At 63.9% G+C, this 14676-nt stretch carries 9 protein-coding genes; 1 reads left to right on the top strand and 8 read right to left on the bottom strand.

Features of this window, described 5'->3' with window-relative positions:
* Positions 1–60 precede the first annotated feature (60 nt).
* A complete protein-coding gene (gene hrpA, locus BMY52_RS13565; RefSeq protein ID WP_090255298.1) occupies positions 61–3939 on the top strand; it encodes an ATP-dependent RNA helicase HrpA in 3879 nt (1292 codons plus the stop codon).
* A gap of 50 nt (positions 3940–3989) precedes the next feature.
* Here the strand turns inward: hrpA and BMY52_RS13560 are convergent, their stop codons facing one another.
* The 8 genes from BMY52_RS13560 to BMY52_RS13525 form a co-directional block, all read right to left on the bottom strand.
* A complete protein-coding gene (locus BMY52_RS13560) occupies positions 3990–4703 on the bottom strand; it encodes a glutamine amidotransferase (protein WP_090255296.1) in 714 nt (237 codons plus the stop codon).
* A gap of 109 nt (positions 4704–4812) precedes the next feature.
* The gene (locus BMY52_RS13555; protein WP_090255294.1) at positions 4813–5001 is read right to left on the bottom strand and encodes a hypothetical protein; all 189 of its coding nucleotides are present in this window, start codon (positions 4999–5001) and stop codon (positions 4813–4815) included.
* Between the two features lie 327 nt (positions 5002–5328).
* Positions 5329–5910, bottom strand: a complete 582-nt coding sequence (locus tag BMY52_RS13550; RefSeq protein WP_090255292.1) for an electron transport complex protein RnfA — start codon at positions 5908–5910, stop codon at positions 5329–5331.
* Complete coding sequence (rsxE, locus tag BMY52_RS13545) at positions 5900–6565, bottom strand: electron transport complex subunit RsxE (protein ID WP_090255291.1); 666 nt, start codon at positions 6563–6565, stop codon at positions 5900–5902. The genes BMY52_RS13550 and rsxE overlap by 11 nt, the downstream gene beginning before the upstream one ends.
* 9 nt (positions 6566–6574) lie before the next feature.
* The gene (locus BMY52_RS13540) at positions 6575–7264 is read right to left on the bottom strand and encodes an RnfABCDGE type electron transport complex subunit G (protein ID WP_090255289.1); all 690 of its coding nucleotides are present in this window, start codon (positions 7262–7264) and stop codon (positions 6575–6577) included.
* A complete protein-coding gene (locus BMY52_RS13535) occupies positions 7261–8280 on the bottom strand; it encodes an RnfABCDGE type electron transport complex subunit D (protein WP_090255287.1) in 1020 nt (339 codons plus the stop codon). The genes BMY52_RS13540 and BMY52_RS13535 overlap by 4 nt, the downstream gene beginning before the upstream one ends.
* Complete coding sequence (rsxC, locus tag BMY52_RS13530; RefSeq protein WP_090255285.1) at positions 8277–9623, bottom strand: electron transport complex subunit RsxC; 1347 nt, start codon at positions 9621–9623, stop codon at positions 8277–8279. Before rsxC ends, BMY52_RS13535 begins: the two co-directional genes overlap by 4 nt.
* Before the next feature lie 2 nt (positions 9624–9625).
* Positions 9626–14638 (bottom strand): 2-oxoacid:acceptor oxidoreductase family protein, encoded by a 5013-nt coding sequence (locus tag BMY52_RS13525; RefSeq protein WP_177169976.1) that lies wholly within the window; start codon positions 14636–14638, stop codon positions 9626–9628.
* Positions 14639–14676 lie beyond the last annotated feature (38 nt).

Below are 14676 nucleotides of genomic sequence, written 5' to 3'. Positions count from 1 at the left end.
CCCTCTCCCCCTCGGGGAGAGGGGTTGGGGTGAGGGCCGGCCCAAGGCAAAATAGGCGCCATGTCCACCCCCTCCCCCGACACCCTGCTATCCCGCCTGCCCCATTGCCTGGCTCCCGACCGCCCTACCCTGGCCAAGGATGTGGATCGCCTGCGTCGCCGCCTGGCCGCTGGCAAGCCGGCTGATCGGCTACAGGCTCGTCTTGAGCAGCGCATGGAGGCCTCCACCCAGGCCCGTGAGCAGCGCCTGGCCACGCTGCCCAGACCCGATTTCCCCGAAGACCTGCCCGTCAGTGCGCATCGGGACGAGATCGCTCGGCTCATCGACAAGCATCAGGTGGTGGTCATCTGTGGCGAGACCGGCTCCGGGAAGACCACGCAACTCCCGAAGATCTGTCTGTCCCTGGGCCGGGGCGTGGATGGCCTGATCGGCCATACCCAGCCACGACGCATTGCTGCCCGCTCCGTGGCCAACCGCATTGCCGAGGAGTTGCATGGCCGGGTTGGCGAGACGGTGGGCTTCAAGGTGCGCTTTTCCGACCACGTGGGCCCGCAAAGCCACATCAAGCTCATGACCGACGGCATCCTGCTGGCGGAAATGCGCTCGGACCCGGACCTGACCGCCTACGACACGCTGATCATCGATGAGGCCCACGAACGCAGCCTCAACATCGACTTCCTGCTGGGCTATCTCAAGCGCCTGCTGCCCCGTCGGCCCGATCTCAAGGTGATTGTCACCTCTGCCACTCTGGCCCCGGAGCTGATCGCCGGGCATTTCAATGACGCCCCGATCTATACGGTGCCGGGGCGCACCTACCCGGTGGAGACCCGCTATCGCCCGGTCACCGGCGAGGAGGATGCCGAGACCGACCGGGATCTGAACGATGCCCTGCTGCAGGCCGTGGATGAACTGGCTGCGGAGGGGCGTGGCGACATCCTGGTATTCCTGCCCGGTGAACGGGAGATCCGCGAGGCCGCCGAGGCCCTGCGCAAGCATCACCCCAAACACACGGAGATCCTGCCCCTGTACGCCCGGCTCTCGGCGGCAGAGCAGAACAAGGTATTCGCTCCCCATACTGGCCGCCGCGTGGTGCTGGCCACCAACGTGGCCGAGACCGCGCTGACCGTGCCCGGGATCCGCTACGTGATCGACTCAGGCCTGGCTCGGGTGGCCCGCTACGCCTGGCGCTCACGGGTGCAGCGATTGTCCCTGGAGCCCATCTCCCAGGCCTCGGCCAACCAGCGGGCGGGGCGCTGCGGCCGGCTCGGACCGGGCATCTGTGTACGTCTGTATTCCGAAGAGGACTTCGGGCTGCGGCCGGAATACACCGATCCTGAGATCCTGCGCTCCAATCTGGCGTCGGTCATCCTGCAGATGGCCCATCTCAACCTGGGTGATCCGGAGCAGTTCCCCTTCGTGGAACCCCCGGACACTCGCCTGATCCGCGATGGCTTCAAATTGCTGGAGACCCTGCAGGCAGTGGATGGCGCTCATCGAATCACCGAAGTGGGTCGGCAACTGGCCCGATTGCCGGTGGACCCCATGCTCGGCGCCATCCTGCTGGCGGGCGCCCGTGAACAAGCCCTGGCAGAGGTGAACCTGATCGTCGCCATGCTGGCCATCCAGGATCCGCGGGAACGCCCCGCTGAGAAACGCCAGGCAGCCGACGAGGCCCATGCCCGGCACCGGGAACCGGGTTCGGATTTCCTGGGCTATCTGAATCTGTGGAAGGCCTGGCGGGAGCAGTCAAGGCATCTGTCCCAGTCCAAGCTGCGCGCCTGGTGCCGGGAGGAATTCATCTCGTTCATCCGCATGCGCGAATGGCAGGACCTGCACGGCCAGTTACGCCAGCACCTGACGGAGATGGGGCTCAAGGAGAATCAGGAACCGGCCGATCCCGCCGCCATCCACCGGGCCCTGCTCACCGGCCTGGTCAATCAGATCGGCGTGAAGACCGAGCGCGGGGACTACCTGGGCGCACGCAACCGGCGATTCCACATCCATCCGGGGTCGGGCCTGTTCAAGGGCTCGCCAGGCTGGGTGATGGCGGCGGAGATCGCCGAGACCACGCGGGTGTATGCACGGGAATGCGCCGCCATCCGCCCGGAATGGCTGGAGCAGGTGGCAGGCCACCTGCTCAAACATCACTATTTCGATCCCCACTTCGAGCCTCGGCGGGGCACCGTCGGCGGCTACGACCGCATCACCCTGCACGGCCTGATCATCAATCCCAAGCGCAAGGTGAACTATGGGCGCGTGGCCCCGGAGGACGCACGCCGGGTGTTCATCCGCGAGGGCTTGGTGGCCGGGCGCCTGCGCAGCCGCGCCGATGCCCTGACCCATAACCGGGACCTGATCCGGGAGATCGAGGACCTGGAGGCCCGAGGCCGGCGCCGGGATCTGCTGGCCGATGAGCAGGTGCTGTACGACTTCTACGACAGCCGCATCCCCGACCGGGTGCACGATGCCGCCTCCTTCGAGCGCTGGCGCAAGCAGGCCGAGCGGGAAGACCCGGCCATCCTGCACCTGGACCGGGAGATCCTGATGCAGCGCGATGCCCCGGGGCTGGATGCGCAACAATTCCCCGACTCGCTGCACACCGGCGGGCTGCGTCTGCCCCTGAGCTATCACTTCGATCCCGCCCACGAGGCCGACGGCGTCACCCTCACCGTGCCGCTGGCCGCCCTCAATGCCCTGGACCCGGACGTGGGCGACTGGCTGGTCCCCGGCCTGCTGGAGGAGAAGGTGACTGCCCTGATCAAGAGCCTGCCCAAGGCCCTCAGGCGCCATTTCGTGCCGGCCCCGGAGTTCGCCAAGGCCGCCCTGGGGCGCATGGGCGAACCTCAGGGGCCACTGATCCCGGCCATCAGCCGCGCCCTGCGGGAGATCACCGGCACCGACATCCCCCTGGACGAATGGCATCCGGAGCGGCTCGAACCCCATCTGATCCTGCGCTACCGGGTGGTGGATGCCCAAGGACAGGAGCTTGTCGCCGGGCGCGACCTGGAGGCCCTCAAGGCCGAACTCTCCGGCCATGCCCAGGAGAGCTTCGAGGAGCACCGCCCGGAGGGCTTCGAGCGCGAGGGGATCACCCAGTGGGACTTCGGGCCCCTGGAGGAATGGGTGGAGTTCGAGCAGCACGGGGCCACACTGAGGGGCTACCCCGCCCTGGAGGATCGGGGCGACAGCGTTGCCCGGGTGATCATCGACAGCCCCGTGCGGGCCCGGGCCACGCATCGGGCCGGGTTGCGTCGGCTGTTCATGCTGGGGGTGCGGGACCAGGTGAAATACCTCTACCGCCACTTGCCCAACATCCAGCGTCTGTGCCTGCAGTACAACGCGGTGGACCGCTGCGAGGTCCTGAAGGATGACCTGGTCTTCGCCGCCGTGGAGCGGGTGTTCATGGCCGAGCCCTGGCCCTGTGACGCCGAGACCTTTGAAGCACGCCTGGAGGCCGGGCGCAGTGAACTGGTGGGGCAGTGCAACGAACTGTGTGAACAGTTGGGCACGATCCTGGAGGCGTACCAGGGCATCCGCTCACGCTTGAAGGGTGCCCTACCCCTATCCTGGATCGAGGCGGCAGGCGACGTGCGGGATCAACTGGATCACCTGATCTATCCCCACTTTGTGCTGCACACACCACATGAGTGGCTGGCTCGCTATCCTCAGTACCTGGCCGGCATCGAGCGTCGCCTGGAGCGCCTGGATCAGTCCCCGGACAAGGACCGCCGCGCCCGGGTGGACATCGAACCCTTATGGGACGATTGCAAGACCCGCCTCAAGGCCGGCGTACACCCCGACAGGGAGCAGGAGTTGCAACGCTATCGCTGGCGCATCGAGGAGCTACGCCTGTCGCTGTTCGCCCAGGAGATCCGCACGGTTGAGAAGGTATCGGTGAAGCGCCTGGAGGAAGACCGCAAGGCACTGGGGCGGGCGTGAGCCCAAAAGGGGACATGTTAAAAGGGGACAGACCCCTTTTTTGTGCCCCCTCACCCCCGCACCAACGCCCCAAATTGCCCCAGCACCCCCACACTCTCCGGCGCTGCCTGCACCTGGGGGAGCAGTTCATCCGCACTCCGTCCCTGCTCCGTCAGCCGTTCACGGTAGTACTCCACGTAATGGGGCACGATCCGTTCATCGAACTCCGGATGGAACTGCAACCCCCAGGCCCGCTGGCCAAAGCGGAATCCCTGATGCTCATCCATGTCACTCCAGGCCAGGCGCGCCGCGCCCGCCGGCAGGGTGAGCACCGACTGACTATGACTCACCTGGGCCGGGAACCGCTCTGGCAGCACCTGGAACAGGGCATCTTCGGCAGCGGCATCGGTCAGGTTCACGGTGGTGGTCCCCACCTCGATGCCACGGGGGTTGTAGTCCACATGCCCACCCAGGGCCCAGGCCAGTAACTGGTGTCCGAAACAGATGCCCAGGATCGGTAGCCCCCGATCCACCCCCACGGTGAGCCACTGAGCGGTGCGGACCATCCAGGGAGTCTGCTCGGTCACCATGGCGCCGGAGCCGGTGATGATCGCTGCCGCCAACCCGGACGGGTCGGGCAAGGGATCCCCGGCCTGTACGTTGGCCACATGCACCTGCTCCATGGGCCAGCCCATCCCTTGGGCAATCCAGTGCTCGTAATCCCCCGGGTGATCCTGAAGGGATGGGATCTTGGTCCCGGTCTTGATGATCAGCAGCGTTCCCATTCAAGGCATCCTTTCGTCGTGAACCTGGGTTCACGTTACCAGAAAAGGGGACAGATTTATTTTCCCGCCCCGAAGGGCCGAGAAAATAAATCTGTCCCCTTTTCTGTTGTCAGTCTCGCTTGCCGCAGGAGTGGGCCGAGGCGCAGCCGCCGCAGCCGGTGGCGCAACCGCCGCCTTCTTCCTTGGCGGGGCCGAATTCGGGGTGGCGCTGGGCGAAGCGGCGGGCGGCATGCTGCACCAGCACCCAGCCCGTGAAGAGCGTGAAGATGATCAGGAAGGCAAGGAGATACTGGATCATGTGAGTTGGCACCTGAAGTCGACCTCCCTTTATCCTTTGGGGAGAAAATTGAGTCGTGGGATGAGCTGGACACCCTGCCCGCCGCACCCCTCATCCCCGGCCCTTCTCCCCAGAGGGGAGAAGGGAGCCCCCCCCCAGGAAGCGAGTTTGTAGCCCCTCTCCCCTCTGGGGAGAGGGGTTGGGGTGAGGGGCGGAATAGGCACCCTGCCCGCCGGCACCCCTCATCCCCGGCCCTTCTCCCCAGAGGGGAGAAGGGAGTCCCCCCCCCAGGAAGCGAGTTTGTAGCCCCTCTCCCCTCTGGGGAGAGGGGTTGGGGTGAGGGGCGGGTCAGCCCCCCAGGCCTGCGAAGCCCATGAAGGCCAGCGACAGGATCCCCGCCAGCATCAGGCTCATGGCAGCGCCGCGGGCGATGGAGGGGACATCCGCCAGTTCCAGCTTTTCCCGCAGACCGGCCATCAGCACGATGGCCAGGATGAAGCCGGCCCCGGCACCCAGACTGTAGAACAGCGACTGTACGAAGCTGTACTCATAATTCGTCTGGAACAGTGCCACCCCGAGAATGGCGCAGTTGGTGGTGATCAGGGGCAGGAAGATGCCCAGGGCCCGGTACAGCGGCGGGCTGTACTTCTTGATGGTCATCTCCACCAACTGCACCGCCGAGGCGATCACCGCAATGTAGGCGATCAGGCGCAGGAACTCCAGATCGAAGTGGGTGATCACCTCATTGATCAGCCACGCGGAGATTGAACTGATCAACATCACCAGGGCCGTGGCCACGCCCATGGAGAAGGCCGTGTTCAGCTTGCCGGAGACGCCCAGCAGGGGGCAGATCCCCAGGAACAGGGCCAGCACGAAGTTATTGATGATGGCCGCATTGAGAAAGATGAAGCCCAGCGAATCAGCGTGCATTGACGGCAGCCTCCCCGACGCTGGCAGCGGCGGAACGTTTGATCTGTCTTTCCTTGACCCAGGCGAACAGCAGCAACCAGGCGCCCAGCACGAAGAACCCCCCCGGCGGGAGCAGCATGATCACCCAGGGCTCGAAGGCCTCGCCGAAGATGGGGAAACCGAGCAGGGTGCCAGCACCCAGCAGTTCGCGCACCGAGCCCAGACACAGCAGGGCAATGGTGAAGCCGACCCCCATGCCCAGCCCGTTGATCAGGGTACTGCTGAGCCGATGACGCGAGGCGAAGGCCTCGGCGCGACCCAGGATCATGCAATTCACCACGATGAGCTGAATGAAGGCACCCAGGGCGTTATACACCTCCAGGCTGATGGCATGGATCAGGTAATCCACCACCGTCACGAAGGTGGCAATGATCACGATGTAGGCCGCGATACGCACTTCCTTGGGGATGTGGTGACGCAGCAGCGAGATCAGGGCATTGGAGCACAGCAACACAAAGGTCGTCGCCAGGCCCATCGCCAGTGCATTGGCCACGGAGTTGGTGACCGCCAGCACCGGGCACATGCCCAGGAGCATGACGAATACCGGATTCTCCTTCCAGATACCGCTGAGGAAGGTATCCATGGTAATGGGGTTGTTGTCGGTCTTGGCCGCCATGGGATCTTCCTAGTTATTCTGTTCGAACGCCGCCCAGTGCGGGGCGAGTTCCGGCAACACCGAGTCGGCGCTGCGGTTGAGCATGTTGCCGATGGCTTCCGCCGAGATGGTCGCGCCGGTGATGCCATCGATCTCCCAGGGCTGTTCGGCGGCGCCCGGATCCACTGTGCGGATGCGGTTGGCCAGTCCGGAACCATCGGCCGCCAGACGGGCATCCAGGCGCTCGAAGTTGGCCACGAACAAAGGGTCTGTTTCAATCTTGTCGCCCAGGCCCGGGGTTTCGCGGCTCTCGAGCACGGTCATGCCCACGATGCACTGGCAAGACGGGTCATAACCGTAAAGCACCCGAATCACATCCGCGTAGCCGCGCCCGGAGGCCTCCAGGGCTACGCCCTGAAACCGGCCTGCCTCATCAAAGCCGGCATGAATGATGCTGCCCGATTCGGGGGCCTGATCCTTGGGGAAGACACCTTCGTCAGTGAGGATGAAATCTCGCCGTTCCACGGCGCCGGGGATCACCTCGAGTACCGCACGCTCAAGCGCAATGCGCTGGTTCTCGGCAATATACGGTTTAGTGAATTCAAAGACGCTCACGACCAACAGCCCGGAGAACAGAGCAATCAAGCCCAGAGTGGTAATGAGCTTGACGCTGGAGGTGGGCTTCGGTTTTTGTGGCTGTACCGATGCCGAGCTGCTCATGACTGCCTCCGTTTGCGGGTTCCGTAGGGTCGAGGCTGGGTGATGCGCTCAATCAGGGGAGAGGCGGCATTCCCCAGCAGGATGGCGTACATGATGCCCTCCGGCAGACCACCGAAGAAGCGGATGATGACGGCCAGAAAACCGATCAGGAGTCCGTAGATCCAGATCCCGGACCGGGTGACCGGCGAGGCCACCATGTCGCTGGCCATGAAGAAGGCCCCGAGCATGAGGCCGCCCGACAGCAGCACGAACCACGGCGTGGGATAAAACTCCGGATCGATGGCGTAAAACGCCGCCGCCGTGAGGAAGGCACCGCCCAGCACCGCAGCCGGGATACGCCAATTCATCATGCGCCGAGCAATGAGATACAACCCGCAGAGCAGGATGATGATGGCGGAGGTCTCCCCTGCCGACCCCGACACCATACCCGTGAGCAAGTCCCAGCTATCCGTGTGGATGCCCTGAAATTTCCACTGTGCCAGTGGCGTGGCCGTGGTAAAGGCATCCACCGAAGCCGGCGTGGTGAACGGCATGGCCAAGGTGGAGGGCAGGAACTCGGTGAACCGATCCGGATGGAACGGCACCGTCCAGGTGGACACCGATACCGGGAACGCCCCCTGAGCAAAGGCCCGGCCGATCAGCGCCGGGTTGAACAGGTTGAAGCCCAGCCCACCAAACATGGCCTTGCCCAGGCCAATCCCGATGAAGCCCGACAAGGCCGCCATCCACAAGGGAAATGACGGTGGCAAGGTCAGGGCCAGCAGCAGACCGGTGATCACCGCACTGTAATCGGACACGGTGCCAGGACGACCGGACAGCTTGTTGAACAACTGCTCGGTGGCCACACAGGTGACCGTGGTGGTGATCATCAGCGCCAGGGCGCTGATGCCGAACAGATACACCGAGAACCCGCAGATGGGCAGCAGGGCCAGCACCACGTTGCGCATGATCTGCTCAACGCTGCCAGCCTGTTTCAGGTGCGGCGAGGTCTTGAGTTCAATACGCAGCGGTGTCACGAAATACGCTCCCTATTGAGGGACTTGGCGATGCGGAAGTACTGCACCAACGGGATATTGGACGGGCACACGTAAGCGCAGGAACCACACTCGAAACAATCACTCAGGTGAAGACGTTCCTGCATGGTTTCATACTGGCGTTTGGCGGCCAGACGTCCGAGATCCGAGGGGTTAAGCCCCACGGGGCAGGCATCCACACAGCGACCGCAACGGATGCAGGGATGCACCCGGGCCGCCTCGGAGTCCGGATCTGCCTCGGGGAGCACCACCATGCCGGAGACGCTTTTGGTGATGGGCACATCCAGCGAAGACACCGTGTTCCCCATCATGGGGCCGCCCAGAATGAGATGACTGGCATCTTCCCCCTGGAAACCCACCTGTTCCAGCAGGTAACGCATGGGCGTGCCCACCGGCAGCAGGTAATTGCCCGGGCGCTGCACACCCGGCCCCGCCACGGTGATCACACGTTCGATCAACCCCTCTCCCGCCGGCAGCAATCGCCCGATCTGCGACATGGTGCCGACGTTGTTCACCACCGTACCCACGTTATAGGGGAATCCACCCGAAGGCACCTCCCGGTTCAGCAGGGCCTTGATGAGCATCTTTTCCGAACCCTGGGGATACTTGGATTTCACCACCCCCACAGAGATGACATCGTCCTTGCCCAGCCGCTCGCGCAGGCGCTTGACGGCATCGGGCTTGTTGTCCTCCACACCGATGATGGCTCGCTCGGCTCCCACCGCCCGCATGGCCAGGCGCACGCCGGTGATCACGTCATCGGTGTACTCCAGCATGATGCGGTGATCAGTGGTCAGATAGGGCTCACATTCGCAGCCATTGACCAACAGGGTGTCCACCGCATGCCCCTGAGGCACCGCCAGCTTCACGTGGGTGGGGAATGCAGCCCCCCCCTGCCCCACCAGGCCAGCATCCTGAATGGCCTGGATGATCTCGCGACGCGAGGCCTGCATCAGATCATTCCGAGGCTTGGCACAGCGCACGGCCTGACTGTCGCCCGGGGCGGTGCGGATGATGATGGCCTCACCCTTGGGCCCGCGGGCGGAAGGCATCAGCTCGATCCCCTCCACCACGCCGGTCACCGGCGCGTGCAACGGCACCGACATATGACCATCGGCCTCCGCAATCAGCTGACCGCGCAGCACCTCCTGGTGGCGGCTGACCAGCGCCTTGGCCGGCTGGCCAAAGTGCTGCTGCAGCGGCACCACCATGCGAGGGGCAAACGCCAGACGCCGGATGGGCTGATGCTGGGTGTCTTCCTTCAGCTCCGGGGGATGAATCCCCCGGGGGAAGGTCAATCCCGTCAGGAATGACATGACGCCCATGATCAGTTGAACTTCGCGGCGCGCTTCATCAGCTTTTCAGCGTCCGGTTCCTTGGCGCTGGCCGGGGTACCAGGGTGCACCGCCATGGCGGCACATTTCTCCGCGGCGCGGACGATGTCCTTATAGGAACCGCCCTTGGGATCCACCACCACGGCCTGTTTGTTATCGTCGTAGGCAAACACCCCCGGTGCGATCTCCAGGCATTCATCACAGGCGGTGCACTCACTGGTTTCCACCCACACCGGCTCGTATTCCCAGGCCGGGGCGCCATTGCCGCCATCGTTGGCCGGGTTGGCCACCCCCTGGGATACCGCCTGGGTGGAAGCCGAAGCAGCTGCCGCAGGCACCTGAGCCGGTGCCTGGGCGGGGGCCGGCGCAGCGGACCCCTCCAGGGCCGCGGCCAACTGCCCGTTGCCTTCACCGCTGGCCAGGGACAGCAGGGCCGCACTCAGGCGCTGGGCCATATCGGTGCGGGTCTGTGCGGCCACCGCGTCGGCATCCACCACTTCCTGATCCATGCCCAGCAGGCCCTTGAGCTGATGCCAGAAGTCACGGCGTTCCTCGGCGGAGCGCACCAGTTCCTCGGACACCAGCACGCGGCCCAGCTGGTTCTTGCCATCCACGGTCCAGATGAACGGGAAGCGGCCTTCACGATCCTCTTCCGACATCTCCAGGAATTCATGCAAGGCGATCATGTCGTCGTTCCACGTATTCTGGGGCGCCGGGCGGAAGTGCTTGCGGAAGCGGCCTTCGGTCAGTGCAAAGTCAGCGAAGGTCATGGGCAGTTCCATGCTCGCTTCCTGGCCTTCTTCGGTCTGATACTTGAGGGTGTAGGTGGGCCAGTCACTCCCCATCGACGGGTTGCCCTCCAGATCGGAGCACTCGCGGAAGGTCACGCCGCGATCCGGGTTGTAACGGAACAGCGGATAGGCGCGGGACTCCACTGCCAGCTTGGACTGAGCAAAGGCCACGTCATCACCCACACCATGTTCCGGCGGGCACACGGCGTACACGTTGAACACCGCTGGACGACGGCTGTTCAGGCCCTCAATGAAGCTCTCCAGCAGGTGGGTCACATGGGAGATGGCACCCTGCATCACATAGCTGGTGCGGTGCGCCATGCCGATCAGGCTGATCTCCTTGCGGGTCTCCTCCTTGCCCTTCCAGGCCTTGCCATAGGGGGCCATGTCGGACACCTGGCTGATGAAGCCGGAGGTGCAGGCCTGACCACCGGTGTTGGAATACACCTGGGTGTCCAGCACCAGCACCTTGATGGGCATGCCGGACATCAGGGCACGGGACAGGTTCTGGAAACCGATGTCATACATGGCGCCGTCACCCCCCACGCTCACCACCGGCGGGCACAGGGCAAACTCTTCATCGCTGAACTGCTCCCAGTTGAACTGGGAGAAGAAGGGCTCGTGCTCCAGCGGATCATACTTGCCGGCCAGTTCCAGCTCGGCCTGACGCACGGCCTTGAAGCCCTCGGCCATCTTGGCCATGTGGCCTTCGAAGATACCCATGGCCATGGAGGGGCTGTCCTGGAACAGGTGACTGGCCCAGGGGAACGGATAGGGGCTGTATGGGAAGGTCCCACCCCACACCGAGGTACACCCGGTGGCGTTGATCATGCCCAGATCACAACGGCCACGACCGGTGGGGCCTTCCACATAGCGCCAGCGCAGATCCTTGAGTTGTGCCAGCACGCCACTGACCCACTGCAGCCATTCCGGGTCCACCGTATGGGTACCGCGGCCCTGGTCCAGGGCGTCGGACAGACGGGACAGGGTCAGGTCCTTGTCGGTGTGCTGACCGATCACCTGGTTCACGGCATTGATGTCGGACAGGTCCATGCCCTCGGCCAGCTTCAAGCGGACGTGCTGCTCCAGACGAGTGATCAGACCGTCCACCTTCTTCACCTGGGCCTTCACCCGGGGCTGCATCAGCGCCGTCACGGTGGAGCTGAACAGGTGGATGGTGGTCTTCTCGCCGCAACCCAGGCAGGCGCCATCACCGCAGTTCACGGAGTTGTAGGCGCGCTTGTCCATGAGCAGGGTTTCCAGGGCGCCGATACCTTCGTCCAGATCATCAATGCGGTTGTACTGACTGTTGGTGGTGGGCAGATCCAGCCAGAAATCCCAATTGCGGCGCAGCATATCCACGGACTCGGGGGTCTGCGGCACCACTTCCAGGGCGCCCTCCTCACAGATGCTCACGCACTCCATGCAGCCCTTACAGGTGTAGGGGTTGATGGTCAGGGAGAACAGACCGCCGGTGCCCTTGGCCCGCTTTTCCTGGGCACTGAAATACGGGCGGGTGGTGGCGAACTGGAAATCTCCAATAGAGTTTTTCAGCCAGCCCAGCTCTTCTTCCAGCTTCACCTTGTCATCACCGGCCAGCTCGGTTTCGGCCAGCAGGTGGGTGATGGCGAAGTCCAGTTCGGAACGCACATCGGCGCTATCACCGGAGGCGACCAACCCCTGGCGCAGACGCTTTTCCAGGTCACGCACGGCACGACGCAGGTGACGAGTGGGCTTGCCGCCGATCTCGATGCGACGCACGGCAGTGTCAAAGATCTCGCCAAGGGTGTTGGCCAGGCCCGGGATGGCGCTGTCCGGACAGATGGTGTAGCAGTCGCCGCAGGCGGTGCACTTCTCGGGTTTCCATTCCGGGTAGTCGAAACGGATCTGGGTCATGTCCCGGTAGATGCCGGTGGAGGCCGGGATCATGGACTGGGCGATGAAGGGATCCGCCAAGTTGTCGTTGCCCTGCCCCGACACATAGAAGCTGCCGGTCTGCTCCCAGAAACGATGGATGTCAGAGCTGGCCGACGTGGACTGGGGCAGACGCTTGAGCATCACCGGCATGTCCGGCACGCGAATCTGGTCGGATGCGATGGCACCCTGGGTGACCACCTTGTCGGTGACTTCGTTGAGCTCTTCAAAGCCGCGACGCACCACGCGCAGGTTGTCTTCCACCACGCGGGCGCCCTTGCCACCAAACTTGTCCTGCAACTGTTCTTCAATGGCCTTGAACAAGGTCTCTTCAGTGAGGCCACGACGCTCCATCACTGGGGAGGCAGCAAAGAAGGCACCCTGGAAGGCGATGCCCTGCATGCGGAACTGCAGATCGGCGTTGGAGGCCTCATCACGGGCAATCTTGAAGGCATCCACGTAGAAGACGCGGATCTGGTTCTCGATGATGAAGCGCTGAGCCGCAGGCGGGAAGCTCTGCCACACAGCCGCCTGATTCTCGAGGCTGGACTGGATGATGAACGCGCCACCCTTTTTCAGACCGGCCAAGGGATTGGAGTGATCAAACACGTTCGGATCGGGTGAGAGCACCACATCCACGGTCTTGAGCTCGCTGCTCACGCGGATGGGCTCGGGGGCCGCCGCCAGGTAATAGGTGGTGGGCTGACCCTTCTTCTCGGAACCGTACTTGGGGTTGGCCTTGATGTGGAAGTCCAGCAGGTCGAACAGGGTCATGGCCAGGTTCTTGCCTGTGGTCATGGCCCCCCAACCGCCCACGGAGTGCAGACGCACAGCAATGGCCTCGTCGGGCATGAGACTGGGATTTTCCGAGCCACGTAGGGCCAGCTGACGCACCTTGGGATAGGCCTCTTCCAGGGCCTGCTGATGCAGTTCCTGCTTGGGACTGGAGGCCTTGTCCCGAATGAAATCCACCGACAGGTAGAAGAAGGTGCGCTGACCGCCATCTGGCAGCATGTTTTCCACCGCGGCAATCAACCCCTCGGGCTGCAGATCGCGGGAACCCAGGCCATAGGCTCCGGAGTACATACGGGGGATGTCACCATTGCGGAAGGCCGGGTAGTCAGCATGGGGCAGCGCCTTGCCGGCCACGCCGTTCTCGATGGCCTTGCTCACGGCCGCGCGCGCCTCGCGCATCAGCGGCAGGTCCTCGGCCAGGGGCTGATCGGTACGCTCCAGCACTGCCACGCCCTTGCGTCCCTTCAGCAGGGCAGCCAGTTTCGCGCCCGGGAAGGGGCGGAACATGGTCAGATTGACCACGCCCAGCTTGATGCCACGGGTCTTGCGCAGGTGATCCGCCACGGCCTCGGCGGTGGCCACCATGGAGCCCTGCCCCATGATCAGGTAGTCGGCATCATCGGTGCGATAGCCGGACACACGCTCATAGCGGCGTCCGGTCATCTCGTAATACTCCTCCATGCACTGATCAGTCAGATCCGCCACATGATCAAAGAAGTACGGGCGCTGAGCAGCCACCTGCTGCATGTAGGCGTCCTGATTCTGGGAGGCACCCGACAGCATGGGGTTGTCCACGTCCCAGGTGGCCGGGATGCGGCGGCGCTTCTCGCCATAGATCATGCGCTGCGCCGGCGTGGGGCAGTCGATCATGTCGTCGGGGCGGCCCAGGTACTCGGCGATCAGCTCCCGCTCAGGTACCTTCAGGGATTCGATCAGATGGGTGGTGAGGAAGCCGTCCTGACCGACAATGCCGGGGGTCAGCGAGAGCTCCGCCACCTTGTGGGCGATCACGTTCAGGTCGGCGGCTTCCTGGGCGCTCTTGGCGAAGACCTGGAAAAAGCCGGTGTCGTCCACACAGTGATAGTCGTCATGGGAAGCATGCACGTTCAACGCGGCCTTGGTGATGGCGCGGCAGCCCATGTTCAAGATGTAAGGCAGACGCTTGCCGGCAGCGGCGTACAGGGACTCGTGCATGAACGCCACGCCCTGGGCCGAGGAGAAGTTGATGGCCCGCATGCCGGTCATGGCCAGGCCAGCGGTGACGGCAGCGGCGGCGTGCTCGGATTCCGGCTCGATGAACACCAGGGAACGATCAGAGATGTTCACATGGCCCTTGGAGACCTCTTCCGCCCACATTTCACCCATCTGGGTGGAAGGGGTGATGGGATAGGCACCCGCAGCGTCCGAGGACTCCCGCTCACAGTGAATGACCGCCGTGTTGCCGTCCATGGCCGCCCGGATGCCCTTGTATTTGAAATCCTGCGATGGCTTACGCTTGAAGATCATGGTCGCTCTCCTGCCGGCCTGGGGCCGTTACGTTTTGT

The sequence above is a fragment of the Ectothiorhodospira marina genome, assembly GCF_900109495.1.
GTDB lineage: Bacteria > Pseudomonadota > Gammaproteobacteria > Ectothiorhodospirales > Ectothiorhodospiraceae > Ectothiorhodospira > Ectothiorhodospira marina.
This window is presented reverse-complemented; position numbering and strand designations above follow the sequence as displayed.

Excerpts from the sequence above, each read along its gene's own strand:
- hrpA (WP_090255298.1), top strand. The coding sequence starts at position 61 with ATGTCCACCCCCTCCCCCGACACCCTGCTATCCCGCCTGCCCCATTGC.
- BMY52_RS13560 (WP_090255296.1), bottom strand. The coding sequence starts at position 4,703 with ATGGGAACGCTGCTGATCATCAAGACCGGGACCAAGATCCCATCCCTT.
- BMY52_RS13555 (WP_090255294.1), bottom strand. The coding sequence starts at position 5,001 with ATGATCCAGTATCTCCTTGCCTTCCTGATCATCTTCACGCTCTTCACG.
- BMY52_RS13550 (WP_090255292.1), bottom strand. The coding sequence starts at position 5,910 with ATGCACGCTGATTCGCTGGGCTTCATCTTTCTCAATGCGGCCATCATC.
- rsxE (WP_090255291.1), bottom strand. The coding sequence starts at position 6,565 with ATGGCGGCCAAGACCGACAACAACCCCATTACCATGGATACCTTCCTC.
- BMY52_RS13540 (WP_090255289.1), bottom strand. The coding sequence starts at position 7,264 with ATGAGCAGCTCGGCATCGGTACAGCCACAAAAACCGAAGCCCACCTCC.
- rsxC (WP_090255285.1), bottom strand. The coding sequence starts at position 9,623 with ATGGGCGTCATGTCATTCCTGACGGGATTGACCTTCCCCCGGGGGATT.
- BMY52_RS13525 (WP_177169976.1), bottom strand. The coding sequence starts at position 14,638 with ATGATCTTCAAGCGTAAGCCATCGCAGGATTTCAAATACAAGGGCATC.